The sequence below is a fragment of the Streptomyces sp. NPDC058663 genome, from assembly GCF_042716745.1.
GTDB lineage: Bacteria > Actinomycetota > Actinomycetes > Streptomycetales > Streptomycetaceae > Streptomyces.
This window is the reverse complement of record NZ_JBHXRV010000003.1, coordinates 1-15,652: the sequence shown is the minus strand read 5'-3', so window position 1 is coordinate 15,652 and position 15,652 is coordinate 1. Positions and strand designations below refer to the sequence as shown.

Annotated in this window: 17 protein-coding genes, 1 rRNA gene and 1 riboswitch; of the genes, 9 read left to right on the top strand and 9 right to left on the bottom strand. The window is 70.3% G+C overall.

Features of this window, described 5'->3' with window-relative positions; all coding sequences use genetic code 11:
• Nucleotides 1-65: 65 nt before the first annotated feature.
• The 4 genes from ACFWVV_RS02935 to ACFWVV_RS02920 all read right to left on the bottom strand — a co-directional run bounded on the left by ACFWVV_RS02935 (nt 66) and on the right by ACFWVV_RS02920 (nt 4,244).
• The gene (locus tag ACFWVV_RS02935) at nt 66-1,082 is read right to left on the bottom strand and encodes an ABC transporter permease (protein WP_384344204.1); all 1,017 of its coding nucleotides are present in this window, start codon (nt 1,080-1,082) and stop codon (nt 66-68) included.
• Nucleotides 1,083-1,460: 378 nt separating this feature from the next.
• Nucleotides 1,461-2,243 (bottom strand): enhanced serine sensitivity protein SseB C-terminal domain-containing protein, encoded by a 783-nt coding sequence (locus ACFWVV_RS02930; RefSeq protein WP_384344201.1) that lies wholly within the window; start codon nt 2,241-2,243, stop codon nt 1,461-1,463.
• Nucleotides 2,244-2,407: 164 nt separating this feature from the next.
• On the bottom strand, nt 2,408-3,214 hold the full coding sequence (locus ACFWVV_RS02925; RefSeq protein ID WP_384344198.1) for an enhanced serine sensitivity protein SseB: 807 nt from the start codon (nt 3,212-3,214) through the stop codon (nt 2,408-2,410).
• A gap of 361 nt (nt 3,215-3,575) precedes the next feature.
• Nucleotides 3,576-4,244 carry an AAA family ATPase gene (locus ACFWVV_RS02920; protein ID WP_384344196.1) on the bottom strand — a complete coding sequence of 223 codons (669 nt, stop codon included), beginning with the start codon at nt 4,242-4,244 and terminating at the stop codon, nt 3,576-3,578.
• A 164-nt stretch (nt 4,245-4,408) separates the two neighbouring features.
• A riboswitch (glycine riboswitch) is annotated at nt 4,409-4,505 on the top strand.
• 167 nt (nt 4,506-4,672) lie between these two features.
• On the opposite strand from ACFWVV_RS02920, the gene gcvT reads away from it, so the two are divergent.
• The 4 genes from gcvT (at nt 4,673) to ACFWVV_RS02900 (ending at nt 9,135) form a co-directional block, all read left to right on the top strand.
• Nucleotides 4,673-5,794 (top strand): glycine cleavage system aminomethyltransferase GcvT, encoded by a 1,122-nt coding sequence (gene gcvT, locus ACFWVV_RS02915; protein ID WP_384344193.1) that lies wholly within the window; start codon nt 4,673-4,675, stop codon nt 5,792-5,794.
• Nucleotides 5,795-5,882: 88 nt separating this feature from the next.
• Nucleotides 5,883-6,260, top strand: a complete 378-nt coding sequence (gene gcvH / locus ACFWVV_RS02910; RefSeq protein WP_384344190.1) for a glycine cleavage system protein GcvH — start codon at nt 5,883-5,885, stop codon at nt 6,258-6,260.
• A 20-nt stretch (nt 6,261-6,280) separates the two neighbouring features.
• The gene (gene glyA / locus ACFWVV_RS02905) at nt 6,281-7,540 is read left to right on the top strand and encodes a serine hydroxymethyltransferase (RefSeq protein WP_384344188.1); all 1,260 of its coding nucleotides are present in this window, start codon (nt 6,281-6,283) and stop codon (nt 7,538-7,540) included.
• 209 nt (nt 7,541-7,749) lie between these two features.
• Entirely contained in the window at nt 7,750-9,135 is a 1,386-nt protein-coding gene (locus ACFWVV_RS02900) for an L-serine ammonia-lyase (RefSeq protein ID WP_384344185.1), read from the top strand.
• Between the two features lie 81 nt (nt 9,136-9,216).
• Here the strand turns inward: ACFWVV_RS02900 and ACFWVV_RS02895 are convergent, their stop codons facing one another.
• Nucleotides 9,217-9,663 carry an STAS domain-containing protein gene (locus tag ACFWVV_RS02895; protein WP_384344182.1) on the bottom strand — a complete coding sequence of 149 codons (447 nt, stop codon included), beginning with the start codon at nt 9,661-9,663 and terminating at the stop codon, nt 9,217-9,219.
• Between the two features lie 58 nt (nt 9,664-9,721).
• Nucleotides 9,722-9,979, bottom strand: a complete 258-nt coding sequence (locus ACFWVV_RS02890; protein ID WP_384344180.1) for a hypothetical protein — start codon at nt 9,977-9,979, stop codon at nt 9,722-9,724.
• A gap of 550 nt (nt 9,980-10,529) precedes the next feature.
• Between ACFWVV_RS02890 and ACFWVV_RS02885 the strand changes: the two genes are divergently transcribed.
• Entirely contained in the window at nt 10,530-10,691 is a 162-nt protein-coding gene (locus ACFWVV_RS02885; RefSeq protein WP_384344177.1) for a hypothetical protein, read from the top strand.
• Nucleotides 10,692-10,753: 62 nt separating this feature from the next.
• Nucleotides 10,754-11,293, top strand: a complete 540-nt coding sequence (locus ACFWVV_RS02880; protein ID WP_384344174.1) for a hypothetical protein — start codon at nt 10,754-10,756, stop codon at nt 11,291-11,293.
• A gap of 27 nt (nt 11,294-11,320) precedes the next feature.
• Here the strand turns inward: ACFWVV_RS02880 and ACFWVV_RS02875 are convergent, their stop codons facing one another.
• Nucleotides 11,321-11,677, bottom strand: coding sequence for a PRC-barrel domain-containing protein (locus ACFWVV_RS02875; protein WP_384344171.1), 357 nt, complete (start codon nt 11,675-11,677; stop codon nt 11,321-11,323).
• A 566-nt stretch (nt 11,678-12,243) separates the two neighbouring features.
• Between ACFWVV_RS02875 and ACFWVV_RS02870 the strand changes: the two genes are divergently transcribed.
• Together ACFWVV_RS02870 and ACFWVV_RS02865 are read left to right on the top strand one after the other, a co-directional pair.
• Nucleotides 12,244-12,708, top strand: coding sequence for a hypothetical protein (locus tag ACFWVV_RS02870; RefSeq protein WP_384344169.1), 465 nt, complete (start codon nt 12,244-12,246; stop codon nt 12,706-12,708).
• Nucleotides 12,709-12,904: 196 nt separating this feature from the next.
• Nucleotides 12,905-13,891 carry an aldo/keto reductase gene (locus ACFWVV_RS02865; RefSeq protein ID WP_384344642.1) on the top strand — a complete coding sequence of 329 codons (987 nt, stop codon included), beginning with the start codon at nt 12,905-12,907 and terminating at the stop codon, nt 13,889-13,891.
• A 54-nt stretch (nt 13,892-13,945) separates the two neighbouring features.
• Here ACFWVV_RS02865 and ACFWVV_RS02860 read toward each other — a convergent pair whose 3' ends face one another.
• The gene (locus tag ACFWVV_RS02860; protein WP_384344166.1) at nt 13,946-14,581 is read right to left on the bottom strand and encodes a TetR/AcrR family transcriptional regulator; all 636 of its coding nucleotides are present in this window, start codon (nt 14,579-14,581) and stop codon (nt 13,946-13,948) included.
• A 96-nt stretch (nt 14,582-14,677) separates the two neighbouring features.
• Between ACFWVV_RS02860 and ACFWVV_RS02855 the strand changes: the two genes are divergently transcribed.
• Nucleotides 14,678-15,337 carry a DUF5701 family protein gene (locus ACFWVV_RS02855; protein WP_384344163.1) on the top strand — a complete coding sequence of 220 codons (660 nt, stop codon included), beginning with the start codon at nt 14,678-14,680 and terminating at the stop codon, nt 15,335-15,337.
• Nucleotides 15,338-15,409: 72 nt separating this feature from the next.
• Here the strand turns inward: ACFWVV_RS02855 and rrf are convergent.
• A 5S ribosomal RNA gene (rrf, locus tag ACFWVV_RS02850) occupies nt 15,410-15,526 on the bottom strand.
• Nucleotides 15,527-15,652: the final 126 nt, after the last annotated feature.

The following is a 15,652-nucleotide window of genomic DNA, read 5'->3' as shown; positions in this document are numbered from 1 at the left end:
TCGGCCGTTGTGGCCGGTCGGCACGGAAGGGGTTGTGCGGCCCTCGCGGGCCACCGGCCCCGTGATCAGCGGGTGCCCTTCGGGTCGAGCGCATCGCGCACCCCGTCACCGAAGAGATTGAAGGCGAGCACTGTGATGAAGATCGCCAGACCAGGCACGATCATGAACAACGGGTCGCTCTGGTAGGTGTCCACGGCCTTGTCGAGCATCTGCCCCCAGGAAGCCGTCGGCGGCTTGACACCGGCGTTCAGGAAGGAGAGTGCCGCTTCGGTGAGGATGTTGGTGGGGATCATCAGCGTCGTGTAGACGGTGATCGGCGCCACCAGGTTGGGCAGCAGTTCCTTGAACAGGATGTACGCACGCCCCGCACCGAGACTGCGCGAGGCCTCGACGTACTCCTTCTCGCGCAGCGACAGCGTCTGGCCGCGCACGATGCGGCCGATGTAGGGCCAGCCGAAGAAGCCGATGACCATCACCAGGATGAAGATGCGGACCGTACTGCCCGTCATGCCCAGGAGGTTGCCCGGCAGCACCGACACCAGCGAGATGATGAAGAGCAGCTGCGGGAAGGCCAGCAGCATGTCCATCACGCGGCTGATGACCGCGTCGATCCAGCCGCCGAAGAACCCGGCGACGATGCCCAGCACCGTGCCGATGACGACCGCGACCATGGCGGCGAGGAAGGCCACCAGCAGGGAGATCCGGGCGCCGTAGACGACGCGGCTGAACACGTCGCGGCCGTTGCCCGGCTCCACGCCGAGCAGGAAGTCCGAGCTGATACCGCCGAAGATGCTGTCCTCGACGCCCGGGGACACACCGAACAGCGGGTCGATCTTGTCCTGGTGGAACTGCTCGGGCGGGTGACCGAGGATGCTCACGATCAGTGGAGCGAAGATTGCCGTCAGCACCAGGAGGACGACGACCACGCCGCCGGCCAGCGCGAGTTTGTCGCGCTTGAGCCTGGTCCAGGCGATCTGGCGCAGTGACCGCCCCTCGACCGACTTCCTTGCAACATCGGCGGCGACGTCGGCGGCAGCGGCCTTGTCCGCGTCCGGCGAGGTGTCGTGCAATGGTGCCGTCATCGTGGTGGGGACCCCTCTCGGCCGACGGTGGTCGGCCCTTGCCCGCCGCTGTGGCGGCTTGGAGCTTGTCGAACACAGGGCGAACGCCCCTTGGTTCGGGGAGTCTTCAACGCGGGCGTACCGACCCGCCAGCCCCCCCGGCCAAAGGATGCGCAACCGTGATGCTCTCTGCGGTTTTCCGCTATCCGGACGGCCCTTAACCAGGGCCGAACAGTGGGCAATTGAGCGCAGTGCCCGACAAGACCGCGCAACTGCTGTCCAGAGCAATGAAATTGGGGCAGACGTGTACTTCACGTCCCCGAGGGTCGAACTGAGCGTGCGGACATGCGAATTGACCCCCAGAGGGGCATTTGCGAGCAGCCGCGGAAAAGAACCCGCTCAGTACGCCCGCGACGGCGGGTAGCCGTACCCCGGCGCACCGGTCGGTGCCGGGGCGTGCGCGTCACGGGTGTAGAAGGGCCGGGCGTTGGCGCGCAGCCACATCCCGACCGGGTCGAGCTCGTCGGTCATGGCGACCGTGGACACCGGCAGACCGTCCGGGACGACCCCGATGGACTGCTGCATCATCGCGCGCACCGCCTCGACCGACTGCCGGCCGGTGTCGTACAGGTCGAGACCGATGGCGAGGTACGGCGCCCCGAGCGCGGGCTGCACCCAGGCCCGGCTGAGCGCGCGCACGGCCGGGGTGTGATGGGCGTTCTGTGCCAGGCGGGCGTAGAACTGCGGGATCTCCAGGGCGGGTTCGGAGATCCGCAGCGGACCGGCGGGCATCCGGTCGAGACCGGTGGCGATGCGCCTGAGGTCGAGCCACGGGATGCCGAGGCCGCCGCCGGGGGCGTGCGGGTTGAGCCAGACGCCCCAGCGGTCGGGAAACAGGGCGCGGGACAGCTCCGCTCCGGTGGCGACCTCGTGCGCCCGGTTCCAGCCGCTGGCGGCGAGTTCCTGGGCGGAGGTCACGCAGGGGGCGTAGCCGAAACCGTCGACCTCCATGTTTCCGTACTGGGCGTCGGGTGATCCGGCGGTGCCGTGCCAGAGCAGCATCCAGAGCTTGCCGTCGACCAGGGCGTGCAGCAGCGCCTCGTACGCGTCGTACCGCCCGGGGGTCACCTGGCGCAGCATGTGCTCGACCTGTCCGGCCGCCGCGGTGCCTGACACGCTCACCCTGGGTCCCGCCCCTCTTCGATCCACCGTGTCGACGCCGGCCGCACACGAACGATTCGCCCCCGTGCGGCGAGGTCATCAAACCAGCTTAAGCGGCAGCACTGACACCGAGCCGGTACCGGTTTCGAAGACTTCTTCCCCGAGGTGCCGGATTCCCGCCGGCCTCAGTGCTCCCTCTGGTAGAAGGGCCGCACCCGCTCCAGCATCCAGTCGGCGACCGGGTCCTGGGCCATGTCGAGCAGCAGCAGGTGCACCGGCCACGGAGCGGACTCGCGCCCGAGCGCCCGGCCGAGCGCGTCCATGGGCGCGTTGCGGTCCGCACCCTCCCACGACGACAGCTGTACGCCGACGAACAGCACGGGCGCGTCGCCCTCGACGCTCGCGAGCGCGCGCCGGGCGGTGACGACGACCGCGCTCTGCTGGAACTCCCCCGCGGCGGCGGCGAGGAAGTCGACCGGTTCGTCCTGCCAGTCCGGCTCGAAGAGCCGCACCCGGCCGCCGCCTGCGGGGCCGTCCAGCGGGGTGCGGCCGGTCCTGCACAGTTCGGCGACGGCGAGCGGCGGCAGCGGGGTGCCGACGGCGCCGCCGGGGTTCACCACGATGCCCAGCTGCGGAGGCAGCCCGCGGGCGAACTCCACGGCGGGCGCCACCGCGAAGGACATGTGGGCGCCCACGCACTGGAGGAACTGCTGCTCGGAGCTGAAGACGGGCACGTACGCCTGTCCTTCGAGCTCGGTGGTGGGCAGGTCGAGCGGGCCGCCGTCGGGGCCGCCGCCGTTCGGCAGCGGGATCCACAGGGGGCTCCGGCCGAGCACCTCGACGAGGCGGGGCCCGGCGGCAGGGTTGCCGAGCGAGGCCGCGAGCACCTCTTCGAGCTCATTGCCGGGCCATCCGCCACCGGCCCCGGCCGGGCCGTGCGAAGCGGCCCCCGGACCGCCGAGGCCGCCCGGACCGCTGAGGCCGCCCGACATGTGGGGGCCGCCCGACACGTGGGGGCCGCCCGACACCCGGGGTCCACCAAGCCCGTGGGGGTCACCCAGGTCCTGGGGGCCCCCAAGCCCATGGGGGTCACCCAGACCCTGAGGTCCACCCGGACTCTGCGGCCCTCCCAGACCCTGGGCCCCGCTCACCCCCTGAGGGCCCAGGGCCCCGCCCGCACCCTCCGTGCCGTACTGCCCCGTCGTCTCCGGTATCTCCACGGACCGTCCCCTTCTCGCCTTCCACCCGTCCCCGTCCTGCGCGCACGACCCTATCCGCGCGGCAGCGGCGCGGGCCCGGCCCCCTCGGCTCCCGGTGCGGCCGACCGCGCCGGGGCGCCCAGGACGTCACACGTCACTCCGCTTCGAACCCGATCTCCTTCAGCACCCCCGCGGCCGTCCGGTCCAGCAGCACCGCCGAGGCGCATCCGGCGGGCAGCCGCTCGCCCTCCGCGTCGCGCACCAGCGTGCCCACGGCCCGCCGGTGCCGGGCGAAGGCGTAACCGGAGACTCCGCGTCCGCGCTCCCGCTGCCCGTCCCTGGCCACCTCGGGCGTCACGTCGAGCAGCACGAGGCGCAGCCCGCGCCCGCGTCGCCGCGCCTCACGCGCCAGCCACCGCCGCACCCAGGTCTGCGTACCGCAGTCGTGCACGACCACGCTCTGTCCGGAGCGCAGCACCTTGCGCAGCCCCGCGTAGTGCGCGACCCGCACGAGGGGCCGGTAGAGGGCGTACGGCAGCCAGCCGGGCGTCCTGTTCTCCCAGCGCTCGCGCACGTCCTGCGAGTCGATGGTGCGCACCCCCGTCGCCGTACGCCCGATCAGCGTGCTCTTGCCGCTGCCGGGAAGCCCGGACACCACGACCACGTCCCCGGCCGCGAACATCAGCCGGTGCGGACTGCACCCGGCCCGCTCGCGCCAGTCGCGCACGACCGGCACCGGCACGGGCCGCGCCGCGCGCACGCCCGGCTTCGCCCCCGTCACACCCGCCGTGGCAATACCGCTGGATTGCTGCAACGCCCTCACCCCTCCCCCTGCTGGGTACCACCTCACCCTTGCCCAAGAAGTGTAAAGAAAAGGTAATGCGGGACAAGCGATTTGCCGACCGAGGGGGGCGTGCACCGAAGGGGGCGTGCAATGATGTGCGCGCCAGGCACCCCCTGTGCACCCCCAACTTCACAACGGCCGTATGAATCCGCGCGGGAGAGTCCGGGGCCGCAGCGCCCGGGACGCCGAAGGAGCAAGCTCCTCCCTTGAATCTCTCAGGCCCCGTACCGCGCGGGCGAGGCAGATCTGAAAAGCGGGCCCTCCCTGTCGACAAGTCGGCATTCGGGGCCCCACCCAAGGTGCAAGCCTGACGCACGCGTTGCGTCGGCGAACCTCTCAGGTTCCGATGACAGATGGGGAGGACAGTCCTCGTCGTCATGCCGTCGTTCTGCCTTGGGAGTCATTTCATGAGCACCACCCGCCGCACTGCCCTCGATGCCCTGCATCGCTCGCTCGGTGCGACCATGACCGACTTCGCGGGCTGGGACATGCCGCTGCGGTACACGTCGGAGCGCGACGAGCACAACGCCGTACGCACCCGGGCGGGCCTCTTCGACCTGTCCCACATGGGCGAGATCACGGTGAGTGGCCCGCAGGCGGTCGACCTGCTGAACTTCGCGCTGGTCGGCAACATCGGCACCGTGGGCCCCGGCCGCGCCCGGTACACGATGATCTGCCAGGAGGACGGCGGCATCGTCGACGACCTGATCGTGTACCGGCTCCAGGAGCAGGAGTACCTGGTCGTCGCCAACGCGGGCAACGCCCAGACCGTCCTGGACGCGCTCGTCGCCCGCTCGGCCGGCTTCGACGCCGAGGTCCGCGACGACCGCGACGCGTACGCGCTGATCGCCGTGCAGGGTCCCGAGTCCCCCGGCATCCTCAAGGCGGTCACCGACGCCGACCTGGAGGGACTGAAGTACTACGCGGGCCTGCCCGGCACCGTCGCCGGCGTCCCTGCCCTGATCGCCCGTACCGGCTACACCGGCGAGGACGGCTTCGAGCTGTTCGTCGAGCCGCAGCACGCCGAGAAGCTCTGGCAGGCGCTGACCGAGGCGGGCGCGGGCGTCGGCCTGATCCCCTGCGGCCTGTCCTGCCGCGACACGCTGCGCCTGGAGGCCGGCATGCCGCTGTACGGCAACGAGCTGACGACCGCGCTCACGCCGTTCGACGCGGGCCTGGGCCGGGTCGTGAAGTTCGAGAAGACCTCCCACGAGTCGGACTTCGTCGGCGTCACGGCCCTGAAGGCCGCCGCCGAGCGCGCCGAGAGCGCCCCGCCGCGCAAGCTGGTCGGCCTGGTCGCCGAGGGCCGCCGCGTCCCGCGCTCCGGCTACCCCGTCGTCTTCGACGGCCGGGTCATCGGCGAGGTCACCTCCGGCGCCCCCTCCCCCACCCTCGGCAAGCCGATCGCCATGGCGTACGTCGACGCCGCCTTCGCGGCCCCCGGCACCGAGGGCGTCGGCGTGGACATCCGCGGCACGCACGAGCCGTACGAGGTCGTGGCTCTGCCCTTCTACAAGCGCCAGAAGTGACGAACGCCGCATACTCGCGGAAGTACCCCCGTCTCATCTGTCAAGACCCGGTTCATCAGCACTCCCCCGCATCCAGGAGAATTCAGCCATGAGCAACCCCCAGCAGCTGCGTTACAGCAAGGAGCACGAGTGGCTCGCGACGTCCGAGGACGGCGTCGCGACGGTCGGCATCACGGAGTTCGCGGCCAACGCGCTCGGTGACGTCGTCTACGCCCAGCTCCCTGAGGTCGGCGAGAGCGTCACCGCGGGCGAGACCTGCGGCGAGCTGGAGTCGACCAAGTCCGTCAGCGACCTGTACTCCCCGGTGACCGGTGAGGTCGTCGAGGCCAACCAGGCCGTGGTGGACGACCCGTCGCTGGTGAACTCCGCCCCGTTCGAGGGTGGCTGGCTGTTCAAGGTGCGCGTCACCGCGGAGCCGGACGACCTGCTCTCCGCTGACGAGTACTCCGCGCTCTCCGGCAACTGACACCCCTAGGGACTCGCCTGATGTCGCTTCTCAACTCCTCCCTCCACGAGCTGGACCCGGACGTCGCCGCCGCCGTCGACGCCGAGCTCCACCGCCAGCAGTCCACCCTCGAGATGATCGCCTCGGAGAACTTCGCTCCGGTCGCGGTCATGGAGGCCCAGGGCTCGGTCCTCACCAACAAGTACGCCGAGGGCTACCCGGGCCGCCGCTACTACGGTGGCTGCGAGCACGTCGACGTGGTCGAGCAGATCGCGATCGACCGCATCAAGGCGCTGTTCGGCGCCGAGCACGCGAACGTCCAGCCGCACTCCGGCGCGCAGGCCAACGCCGCCGCGATGCACGCGCTGATCAAGCCGGGCGACACGATCATGGGCCTGAACCTGGCCCACGGCGGTCACCTGACCCACGGCATGAAGATCAACTTCTCGGGCCGTCTCTACAACGTGGTGCCCTACCACGTGGACGAGACCGGCGAGGTCGACATGGACGAGGTCGCCCGCCTCGCCAAGGAGTCCCAGCCGAAGCTGATCGTGGCCGGCTGGTCCGCGTACCCGCGCCAGCTGGACTTCGCCAGGTTCCGCGAGATCGCGGACGAGGTCGGCGCGTACCTGATGGTCGACATGGCGCACTTCGCGGGCCTCGTCGCGGCCGGGCTGCACCCCAACCCGGTCCCGCACGCCCACGTGGTCACCACCACCACCCACAAGACCCTCGGCGGCCCGCGCGGCGGCGTGATCCTCTCCACGGCCGAGCTGGCCAAGAAGATCAACTCCGCGGTCTTCCCGGGTCAGCAGGGCGGTCCGCTGGAGCACGTGATCGCGGCCAAGGCCGTCTCCTTCAAGGTCGCGGCCTCGCCGGAGTTCAAGGAGCGCCAGCAGCGCACCCTGGACGGCGCCCGCATCCTGGCCGAGCGCCTGGTGCAGGCCGACGTCACCGAGCACGGCGTCTCGGTCCTCTCCGGCGGCACGGACGTCCACCTCGTCCTGGTGGACCTCCGCAACTCCGAGCTGGACGGCCAGCAGGCCGAGGACCGCCTCCACGAGGTCGGCATCACGGTCAACCGCAACGCCATCCCGAACGACCCCCGCCCCCCGATGGTCACCTCGGGCCTGCGCATCGGCACCCCGGCGCTTGCCACCCGCGGTTTCCAGACGGAGGACTTCACCGAGGTCGCCGACATCATCGCGGCGGCCCTGAAGCCCTCGTACGACGTCAAGGCCCTGTCGGAGCGCGTCTCGGCCCTCGCCGACAAGCACCCGCTTTACCCCGGCCTGAAGTAATTCGGTCCGGTTACGTAGGCTTCATCTGGGCGTCGCGTGGTAGGCGACTCCCAGCAATACGTAAATACGGGGCACCGCGCACACTGGACAGTGAGCGCGGTGCCCCGCCCCTTGCCCCGGCCTCCCGGCCGGGACGAGCCCGCGCACCTGTTCCGCCCTGTTCTGCCCGACGGACAACGGCGTCCGCCACCTTTTTGAGGAGTTCTGCTGTGGCCATCTCGGTCTTCGACCTGTTCTCGATCGGCATTGGCCCGTCCAGCTCCCACACGGTGGGCCCGATGCGGGCCGCCCGCATGTTCGTGGGACGTCTCAAGAAGGACGGCCTGCTCGCCCAGACCACCGCCGTACGGGCGGAGCTCTTCGGCTCGCTCGGCGCCACCGGGCACGGCCACGGCACCCCCAAGGCCGTCCTGCTCGGCCTGGAGGGCCACTCCCCGCGCACCGTCAACGTCGAGACGGCCGACGCCGAGGTCGAGCGCATCCGCGCCACCGGCAAGCTGCGCCTGCTCGGGACGGAGATCGGCTCGGCCCACGAGATCGACTTCGACGAGCCCAACGAGCTGATCCTCCACCGCCGCCGCTCCCTGCCGTACCACGCGAACGGAATGACCCTCTTCGCGTACGACGCGGGCGGTGCGCCCCTGCTGGAGAAGACCTACTACTCCGTCGGCGGCGGCTTCGTCGTCGACGAGGACGCGGTGGCGGGTGAGAACCCGATCGTCCCCGACGACACGGTCCTCAAGCACCCCTTCCGCACGGGCGACGAGCTCCTGCGCATGGCGAAGGAGACCGGCCTCTCCATCTCATCGATGATGCTGGAGAACGAGAAGGCCTGGCGCACCGAGGAGGAGATCCGCGAGGGCCTCCTCGAGATCTGGCGCGTCATGCAGGCCTGCGTCTCGCGCGGCATGTCCCGCGAAGGCATCCTCCCCGGCGGCCTCAAGGTCCGCCGCCGCGCCGCAAACTCGGCCCGCCAGCTGCGCGCCGACGGCGACCCGAAGGCGCACGCCATGGAGTGGGTCACCCTCTACGCGATGGCGGTCAACGAGGAGAACGCCGCGGGCGGCCGCGTGGTCACCGCCCCCACCAACGGCGCCGCCGGCATCATCCCCGCCGTTCTGCACTTCTACATGAACTTCGTGCCGAACGCCGACGAGGACGGCATCGTCCGCTTCCTCCTCGCCGCCGGCGCCATCGGCATGCTCTTCAAGGAGAACGCCTCCATCTCCGGCGCCGAGGTCGGCTGCCAGGGCGAGGTCGGCTCCGCCTGCTCCATGGCGGCCGGCGCCCTCGCCGAGGTACTCGGCGGCACCCCGGAGCAGGTCGAGAACGCCGCCGAGATCGGCATGGAACACAACCTCGGCCTCACCTGCGACCCGGTCGGCGGCCTGGTCCAGATCCCCTGCATCGAACGCAACGGCATGGCCGCCGTCAAGGCCGTCACCGCCGCCAAGATGGCCATGCGCGGCGACGGCAGCCACAAGGTCTCCCTCGACAAGGTCATCAAGACCATGAAGGAGACGGGCGCCGACATGAAGGTCAAGTACAAGGAGACGGCCCGGGGCGGTCTTGCGGTCAACGTCATCGAGTGCTGAGAAACAGCCACCCGAGGAGGATCACCGCAAGGGCGGGGGTGCGGTTCCGCGCCGGCTACGCCCATGGTCGCCCCGCAGAGATCAAGATCCGGGTCTCCCGCGGGCTCGGCTGCACCTGGATACCGACCGGTCCGCGCGCGACCTGACGACCTGGCTGCCCCGGTCCCCTTGACCGGACCACGAGGGCAATGGCGCACGGTGTTCCGTGAACGGCAGGCCTTCGACGAGGAATTGGCTGCCGGTGAGGTCGACGACCCGGGCCAGTACCGGGGGCGGATGGTGCAGTCTGAAGGCGCCGCCGGCATCGACGGTCTGCTGCGAGACGACCAGGAACGCGTTGAGGGCGCTCACGTCGCAGAAGGTCACGGTCGTGAGGTCGACGTCGATGACGCGGATGCCCTCGCGCAGGCACTTCTCCACCGACGCCCGGACCAGCGGGACGGTGTCCAGGTCGATCTCACCCGCCAGCGTGATCAGCGCGCGGTCCCCCCGGTCGTGCCGGTAGGCGTTCAACTGTGGCAGGGACACGGCTCCTCGATTCACATTGCGTCAGCCCTTGTGCTGTCGGTCACGGATTCACCTGGCGTCAGGCCTGGCGCTCACGGTCATGGCGCGGCCGGCCGTAGCGGCGCTCTCTGGCGTACCGGCGCCCCCAGTGGTCCTCGCGGTTCCGGTGGTCCCGGTACTCCTCGTAGTCCCGGTAGCTGCCGCGGCGGTGGTGCCGCTCGTTCCGGCCGTACCGGAGCAGGCCGAACACCAGGACGGCGGCGGCCACCCACCAGAGCGAGTTCAGGAATCCCAGACCGAGAAGAACGGCGAGGACGAGAAGGAGAAGCAGCTTCACGAAGGCCCTCCCGGCGCGGAGAAGTGCTGGCAGCCGGGGCTGGGGCCTGACCCCATAGCGTAGCGCCATCGAGCGTCCTCCGGTGGCGGCACGGAGACACGGCTACTGAGGTGGGCGCAGAAACCCTCGCCGCCCGGCCAGGACACGCCCCCTCCTGCCGTCCGGCCGGATCGCGGGTCCCCGTCCCCATCTGGCCCGAACCCCCGGCAGCATGAGCGTTCGACCAGCGGCCCTGGCCCCGGCGGCACCGCATCACGATCGCCCCCTCGCAGGGTGCAGCGCGCGCTTCAGCCCCCGGTACCGGCCCTCGGCCCGCGCCGGGAAACGCCCGCCGCGCGCACCCGCCTCCCTCACGGCAACAGGCCTTCGCCTTCTCAACCTCCTTTTAGAGCAGGGGCGTTGACATGACCGAAGGCGAGGCGTTCACTGACAGGTACGGCACAGGCCCGTGCCACCACGCACCGTCACGGTGCGCGGCGCATCGTCTGTCCGCTTCGCCCGGACCCCGCGGAAGCCAGGAACGTACCGTTCGCTTTCCGGAGGCCCGCCCATGCCGCTGTGGATCCCGCTGCTCCTCGCCGTCCTGCTCTCCTCCGGATTCGGTTTCACCGCGCGGCAGTTGCGCCGCCGCTTCGCCGCTGTCGCCCTCGTCCTGTGGCTCGCCGGATACATGGCGCCGGGACGCGACCTGCCGAGGCCCGCCCACCCGTGACAGGGGACAGCCGGGCGCCGCCCCTCGGCAGCATCCGCACCCCGTACCGCAAGGAGAATCCGATGCTGCACTCCCCCCACCGGCCCCCCAAGTTCGAGCAGGAATTCGCGACGTCGCGTGGCCGGCCCATCGTGGTGGACGGCCGGACGGTGCACCTCACGTTCGGCACTCCCGTCGCATGGGCCACGGCGCGGGTGACGCTGCGCTTCGTGGCGTACGTCCGTCGCCCGGTTCAGGGCGTCTGCCTCGACATGTCGGAAGGAGACCTGCTGATCAACGGCTTACAGGCGTCCGGGATCACTTTGTGGGCCGACACCACACCGCCGCTCGTCCACCTCGAAATCCTGAAGCCCGCAGCCGTCCCGGCGACCCTGAACGTCTGGAACTGCTGGCGCGACGAGCGCGGAGTCCGCCACTCCTGGACCGGCAACGCCGGCTTCCTCCTGACCTCACCCACCCCCACCTCGCACCGCTTCGCGTGCAGCGACGGCCTGGGACCGGCCGACTTCAGCAACCTCGTGCTCACTGTCGACATCGAACCCAGGGCTACGGTTCTCGGCCTGGGCCCGTTCACGCCGCCCGCGCACGCATCGCGGCGGTGAACCGGCCCGCCCCTGCCGTACCCCCGGTCACCGCCGGGCCAGACAGCGCTCGCCGCCGGTCCCCGGCCGGTAGGGCAGTCCGTAGTGGTGGAAGACCGCTTCCTCCTCCCCGGCCGGCAGTACGTCGTCCATGCCGATCGAAGGGGCCTCCTTCACCAGCGCCTTCGCGTACGACACCCTGAGATATCCGGGGCCCACGACCGCCTCCGTGAGGGGAACGAAGACCAGGCGGTGACGGGTCGGCAGGCCGGTGCGCAGAGTGGCCATGGCCGGTTCGTCGGTGGTGGTGTCGACGTAGACCGCTTCCAGTACGCCGATCTTGTGCGAGTCGGGGTCAAGGACGTCAAGTCCGCGCCACTCCCGTACGTCCGCCGCATGAATCATGATCGCTCCCTTGACCTGTCCTACGGCCGGACCGGCATGTCGTACCGCCGGTCCGCTGTCGTGCGCATCCGCTACGGAAAGCGGCGGAGCGCGCCTTCGCCCTCCCCGGCGGTCCGGGTGCCCGCGCGGCGGCGCCCCAACCGCCCGAGGGCCGTTCTCCCGTCTCCCTGCCGCCTCTTTCATCCGCCTCGGCATGCCCGGCCCCTCCGGCACCAGGCGCCGTTGACAGGGTGAAATGCCGGGCGTTGACTGACGGCAAGACACGACACGGCGTGACGATGCCGCTCCGGACTTTCCGGGCGATGGCGCTACGGATCTTCCGGGCGACGCATGCCGCTTCTCACTTTCGCCCGGTCCCCGTGGAATTCCGGAACGCTCCCGCGATGCGGAGGCCCGGCGAGGGTGGGTCCTCCTTCTCGGCCCGGTAGGCGACCAGGCGAAGGCTGCCTGCACGCACCGACCTCACATCGCCCCGGGCGGCGCCACGCCCCGCGCAGACGTCGCCCGCCGCTCCCAGCGCACCGTCCAGGTACCGCCCCGCACCACCCGACGGGAAGCAGCCACTGATGCACTACGACCAAGAACGCGCACAGCAGCCCCAGACCGGCCCCCCGGGCGCCGTACAGCAGCGCGCCCCGCAGGCCCCTGACGCCCCACAGGTCCCCGGCGCCCCGCCCGGCACACCTGGTACCGACCCGGCCCACCCCCCGCGCGACCCAGTTGCCCCGGGGCTCCGCAGCGACCCCACCAAGAGCGCCGTCCTGCTTCCGCAGGGCGACCGGGACAAGCTCACCCTCCGCCTCCAGCAGGCGCTCAACACCTTCGTCGCCGACCCGGGCAAAGCGGTCCAGGAGGCCGACAGCGTCTTCGACGAGACCGTCACCCAGCTCACCGAGACCCTCGCGGAACGGCGCCGCACCCTGCGCGCGGCCTGGCAGGACCAGAACCAGGAGGTCGACGCGCCGACCGAGGACCTGCGCCTCGCCCTGCGCCACTACCAGGAGTCCACGGAACATCTCCTGCGCATGTGAGAGTCACCGGCGGCACGTTCCTTGCGCCACGACCTGGCGAGACCCTGACGCCGGGCCTTGACCTGGAGTGCTCTCCAACAAGCAGACTCCCCTCCGAAGCGCTGAGCACGCAGTGCCCAGCACCAGGCGCGTGGCCCGAAACCCGGGCCACGGAAGGGGAGTTCGCATGTCCACCGCCACATCCGCCAACCCGCCCATGCGCTACCGCACCCTCGGCACCGACCCCACCACCCGCCGCGAGGTCAGCGTCCTGGCCCTCGGAGCGATGCTCTTCGGCACGTACACCGACGAGAGAACGTCGTACGAGATCCTCGACAGGTACGCCGAGGCCGGCGGCACCTTCCTCGACACCTCGAACACGTACTCCTACTGGCACGACGACAGCCAGGGCGGCCAGAGCGAGCGGCTGCTCGGACGCTGGCTGCGCAGCCGGGGCGTCGCCGACCGCATGGTGGTCGCCACCAAGGTGGGCGCCCGCCCGCAGGCCCCGGGCACCGGCTTCATCGACAACCCGGAGGGCCTGTCCGCGAAGACCGTCCGGGAAGCCGTCGAGCGCAGCCGCGACCAGCTCGGCATCGAGAAGATCGACCTGCTCTACACCCACATCGAGGACCGCACCGTCGAACTCGCCGAAACCGTCGAGGCGTTGGGCGCGACGGTTCGGGAGGGGGCCGTCGGCCTCCTCGGCGTCAGCAACCACCCCGCCTGGCGGATCGAGCGCGCCCGCACCCTGGCGAGGGCGGCCGGACTGCCCGGCTACGAGGTCCTCCAGTACCAGCACAGTTATCTGCGCCCCCGCTTCGACGTCCCCACCCCACTCTTCCCCGAGGGCAGCCTCGGCCACGTCGGCCCGGACCTGGCGAGCTATCTGCTCGCCGAGCCCGACCTGACACTGGTGGCGTACTCCCCGCTGTTGGGCGGCGCGTACGTCCGCGAGGACAAGCCGGTGCCGGACGACTACGACCACCCGGGCACACCGGCCCGCCTGGCGGTGCTGCGCGACATCGCGGCGGAGACCGGTGCAACAGTCAACCAGGTGGTTCTGGCCTGGCAGTTGGGTCACCAGCTGCCGCTGATCCCGCTCGCGGGTGCCTCATCGGTTACCCAACTGAACGAAACCCTCGGTGCATTGGCCCTCGAGCTGTCACCCGAGCACCGGACCCGCCTCGACGCGACCCACTGACCCGACCGAGCCACACCGGCGCCGGCGCGGCGGCCGGCCCCCACCCGGCGGCCCTCACCGCACGGCGTACTCCCCGAGCGCCCCCTCCAGCATCCCGAAGACCGCACGCCCCGCGTCCGCCGCTTCGGCGGCGATGCGGTCGTTGTCCAGCCCGGACAGGGTCATGTCGAGCACGCACTGGAACAACACCCGGTGTGCACCGCCCAGTTGAACCGCGGCTGCCCGAGGCACGAGGTCGCCGGTGTCGGCCCCGGTCTCCGCGGCGAGGACCCCCTCCAGGGCCCGCTCGCGCTGGTCGTGCAGATCGCGAAGCCGGGCGAGCAGGGTCGGGCTGTCCGCGATCATCCGCGCGAACACCGGCCCGGAGAAACCGATCACGGGATCGCGCCGCTCCACCCCCGCCAGGAAGTCCCGCCGCAGGGCCGCCAGCGCGGACTCCCCCGGCCCCCTCTCCCGCACCGTGCGCGCGAGACCGGCCACGAACTCCTCGTGCCGGTCGAGCGCCATGTCCTCCTTGCGGGCGTAGTAGTTGGTCACGGTCTTCTTGGCGACCCGGGCGGCGGCGGCGATGTCGGCGATGGTGGTCGCCTCGAAGCCGCGCTCGACGAACAGCCTGGTCGCGTGGTCGGAGATCAGCTGTCTGGTCTCCTGCTTCTTGGACTCGCGGAGTCCTCCGGAATCGATGGCCATACGAGAATCATACCTCCGACATAACTTTACCCTTGACGCACTCAACCACTGCGGCTAACTTTACGTCCATCGTAAGTTTTCGACACGGAGGTATGCATGACCACATTCGACGCAGGCACCGAGTTCGACCGCCAGGTCGAGGCCCTGCTGGGCCTCGGCTACGCCGAACTCTCGGGCAGGTCAGGAGCCGCCTTCCGCGAGCTGCTCGAACCTCTGCGCGCGCCGGTGCTGAAGCGTGCGTCGACGATGGCCGCACCGTCCGACAGCCATGTCCCCTTCGTCGTGGTCGTCACCCGCGCACTGGTACCGGTCGAGGAGTCCGTCCCGCTGACGACGCTGGCCGGTAGGTCCACCAAGCCCGGTGTCATCGAGCGCTTCTACAAGCCTGGCGAGCTGGAACAGTTCGTCTCGATAGACGCGCTCGGACTCCCCGAGGGCGAGGCGTACGTCGTCTTCGATGTCGAACGCGGCGAAGAGTTCTGCGACGTCGTGCCGCTGGACGCCATGGCCACACTCGCCTCCCGCGGCCGTACGGGTCTCACGATCGAGGAAGGCATCGCCCTCCTCACCCTCTTCCCGGAGACCCTCGCGAAGAACAAGTGCTACTCCCTCTCCGGCTCCCGCCTCGGCACCAAGGACAAGCGGGTCCCGGCCCTCTGGATCAGCAAGGGCGCCCCCAAGCTGGGCTGGTGCTGGGAGGGCAACCCCCACACCTGGCTGGGCCTGGCCTCGGCCGCTTCCCGCGCCGGCGCGTAACGCAGAAAAAGCCCGGTGAACGCAGAAGAGCCCCGTACCGGTATCCCCGGTACGGGGCTCTTCGCAATGATTGTTCGGCGGCGTCCTACTCTCCCACAGGGTCCCCCCTGCAGTACCATCGGCGCGGAAAGGCTTAGCTTCCGGGTTCGGAATGTAACCGGGCGTTTCCCTAACGCTATGACCACCGAAACACTATGAAAATTTGAACACCTGGCTGTTTTCACAGGACTGTTCGTTATTTCAGAACTAACACAGTGGACGCGAGCAACTGAGGACAAGCCCTCGGCCTATTAGTACCAGTCAGCTCCACCCGTT

Coding starts and splice junctions, on each gene's coding strand:
- ACFWVV_RS02935 (WP_384344204.1), bottom strand. CDS start 1,082: ATGACGGCACCATTGCACGACACCTCGCCGGACGCGGACAAGGCCGCT.
- ACFWVV_RS02865 (WP_384344642.1), top strand. CDS start 12,905: ATGCGCTACCGCACCCTCGGCACCGACCCCACCACCCGCCGCGAGGTC.
- ACFWVV_RS02925 (WP_384344198.1), bottom strand. CDS start 3,214: ATGTCGGGCGGCCTCAGCGGTCCGGGCGGCCTCGGCGGTCCGGGGGCC.
- ACFWVV_RS02875 (WP_384344171.1), bottom strand. CDS start 11,677: ATGATTCATGCGGCGGACGTACGGGAGTGGCGCGGACTTGACGTCCTT.
- gcvH (WP_384344190.1), top strand. CDS start 5,883: ATGAGCAACCCCCAGCAGCTGCGTTACAGCAAGGAGCACGAGTGGCTC.
- glyA (WP_384344188.1), top strand. CDS start 6,281: ATGTCGCTTCTCAACTCCTCCCTCCACGAGCTGGACCCGGACGTCGCC.
- ACFWVV_RS02880 (WP_384344174.1), top strand. CDS start 10,754: ATGCTGCACTCCCCCCACCGGCCCCCCAAGTTCGAGCAGGAATTCGCG.
- ACFWVV_RS02885 (WP_384344177.1), top strand. CDS start 10,530: ATGCCGCTGTGGATCCCGCTGCTCCTCGCCGTCCTGCTCTCCTCCGGA.
- ACFWVV_RS02870 (WP_384344169.1), top strand. CDS start 12,244: ATGCACTACGACCAAGAACGCGCACAGCAGCCCCAGACCGGCCCCCCG.
- ACFWVV_RS02860 (WP_384344166.1), bottom strand. CDS start 14,581: ATGGCCATCGATTCCGGAGGACTCCGCGAGTCCAAGAAGCAGGAGACC.
- gcvT (WP_384344193.1), top strand. CDS start 4,673: ATGAGCACCACCCGCCGCACTGCCCTCGATGCCCTGCATCGCTCGCTC.
- ACFWVV_RS02855 (WP_384344163.1), top strand. CDS start 14,678: ATGACCACATTCGACGCAGGCACCGAGTTCGACCGCCAGGTCGAGGCC.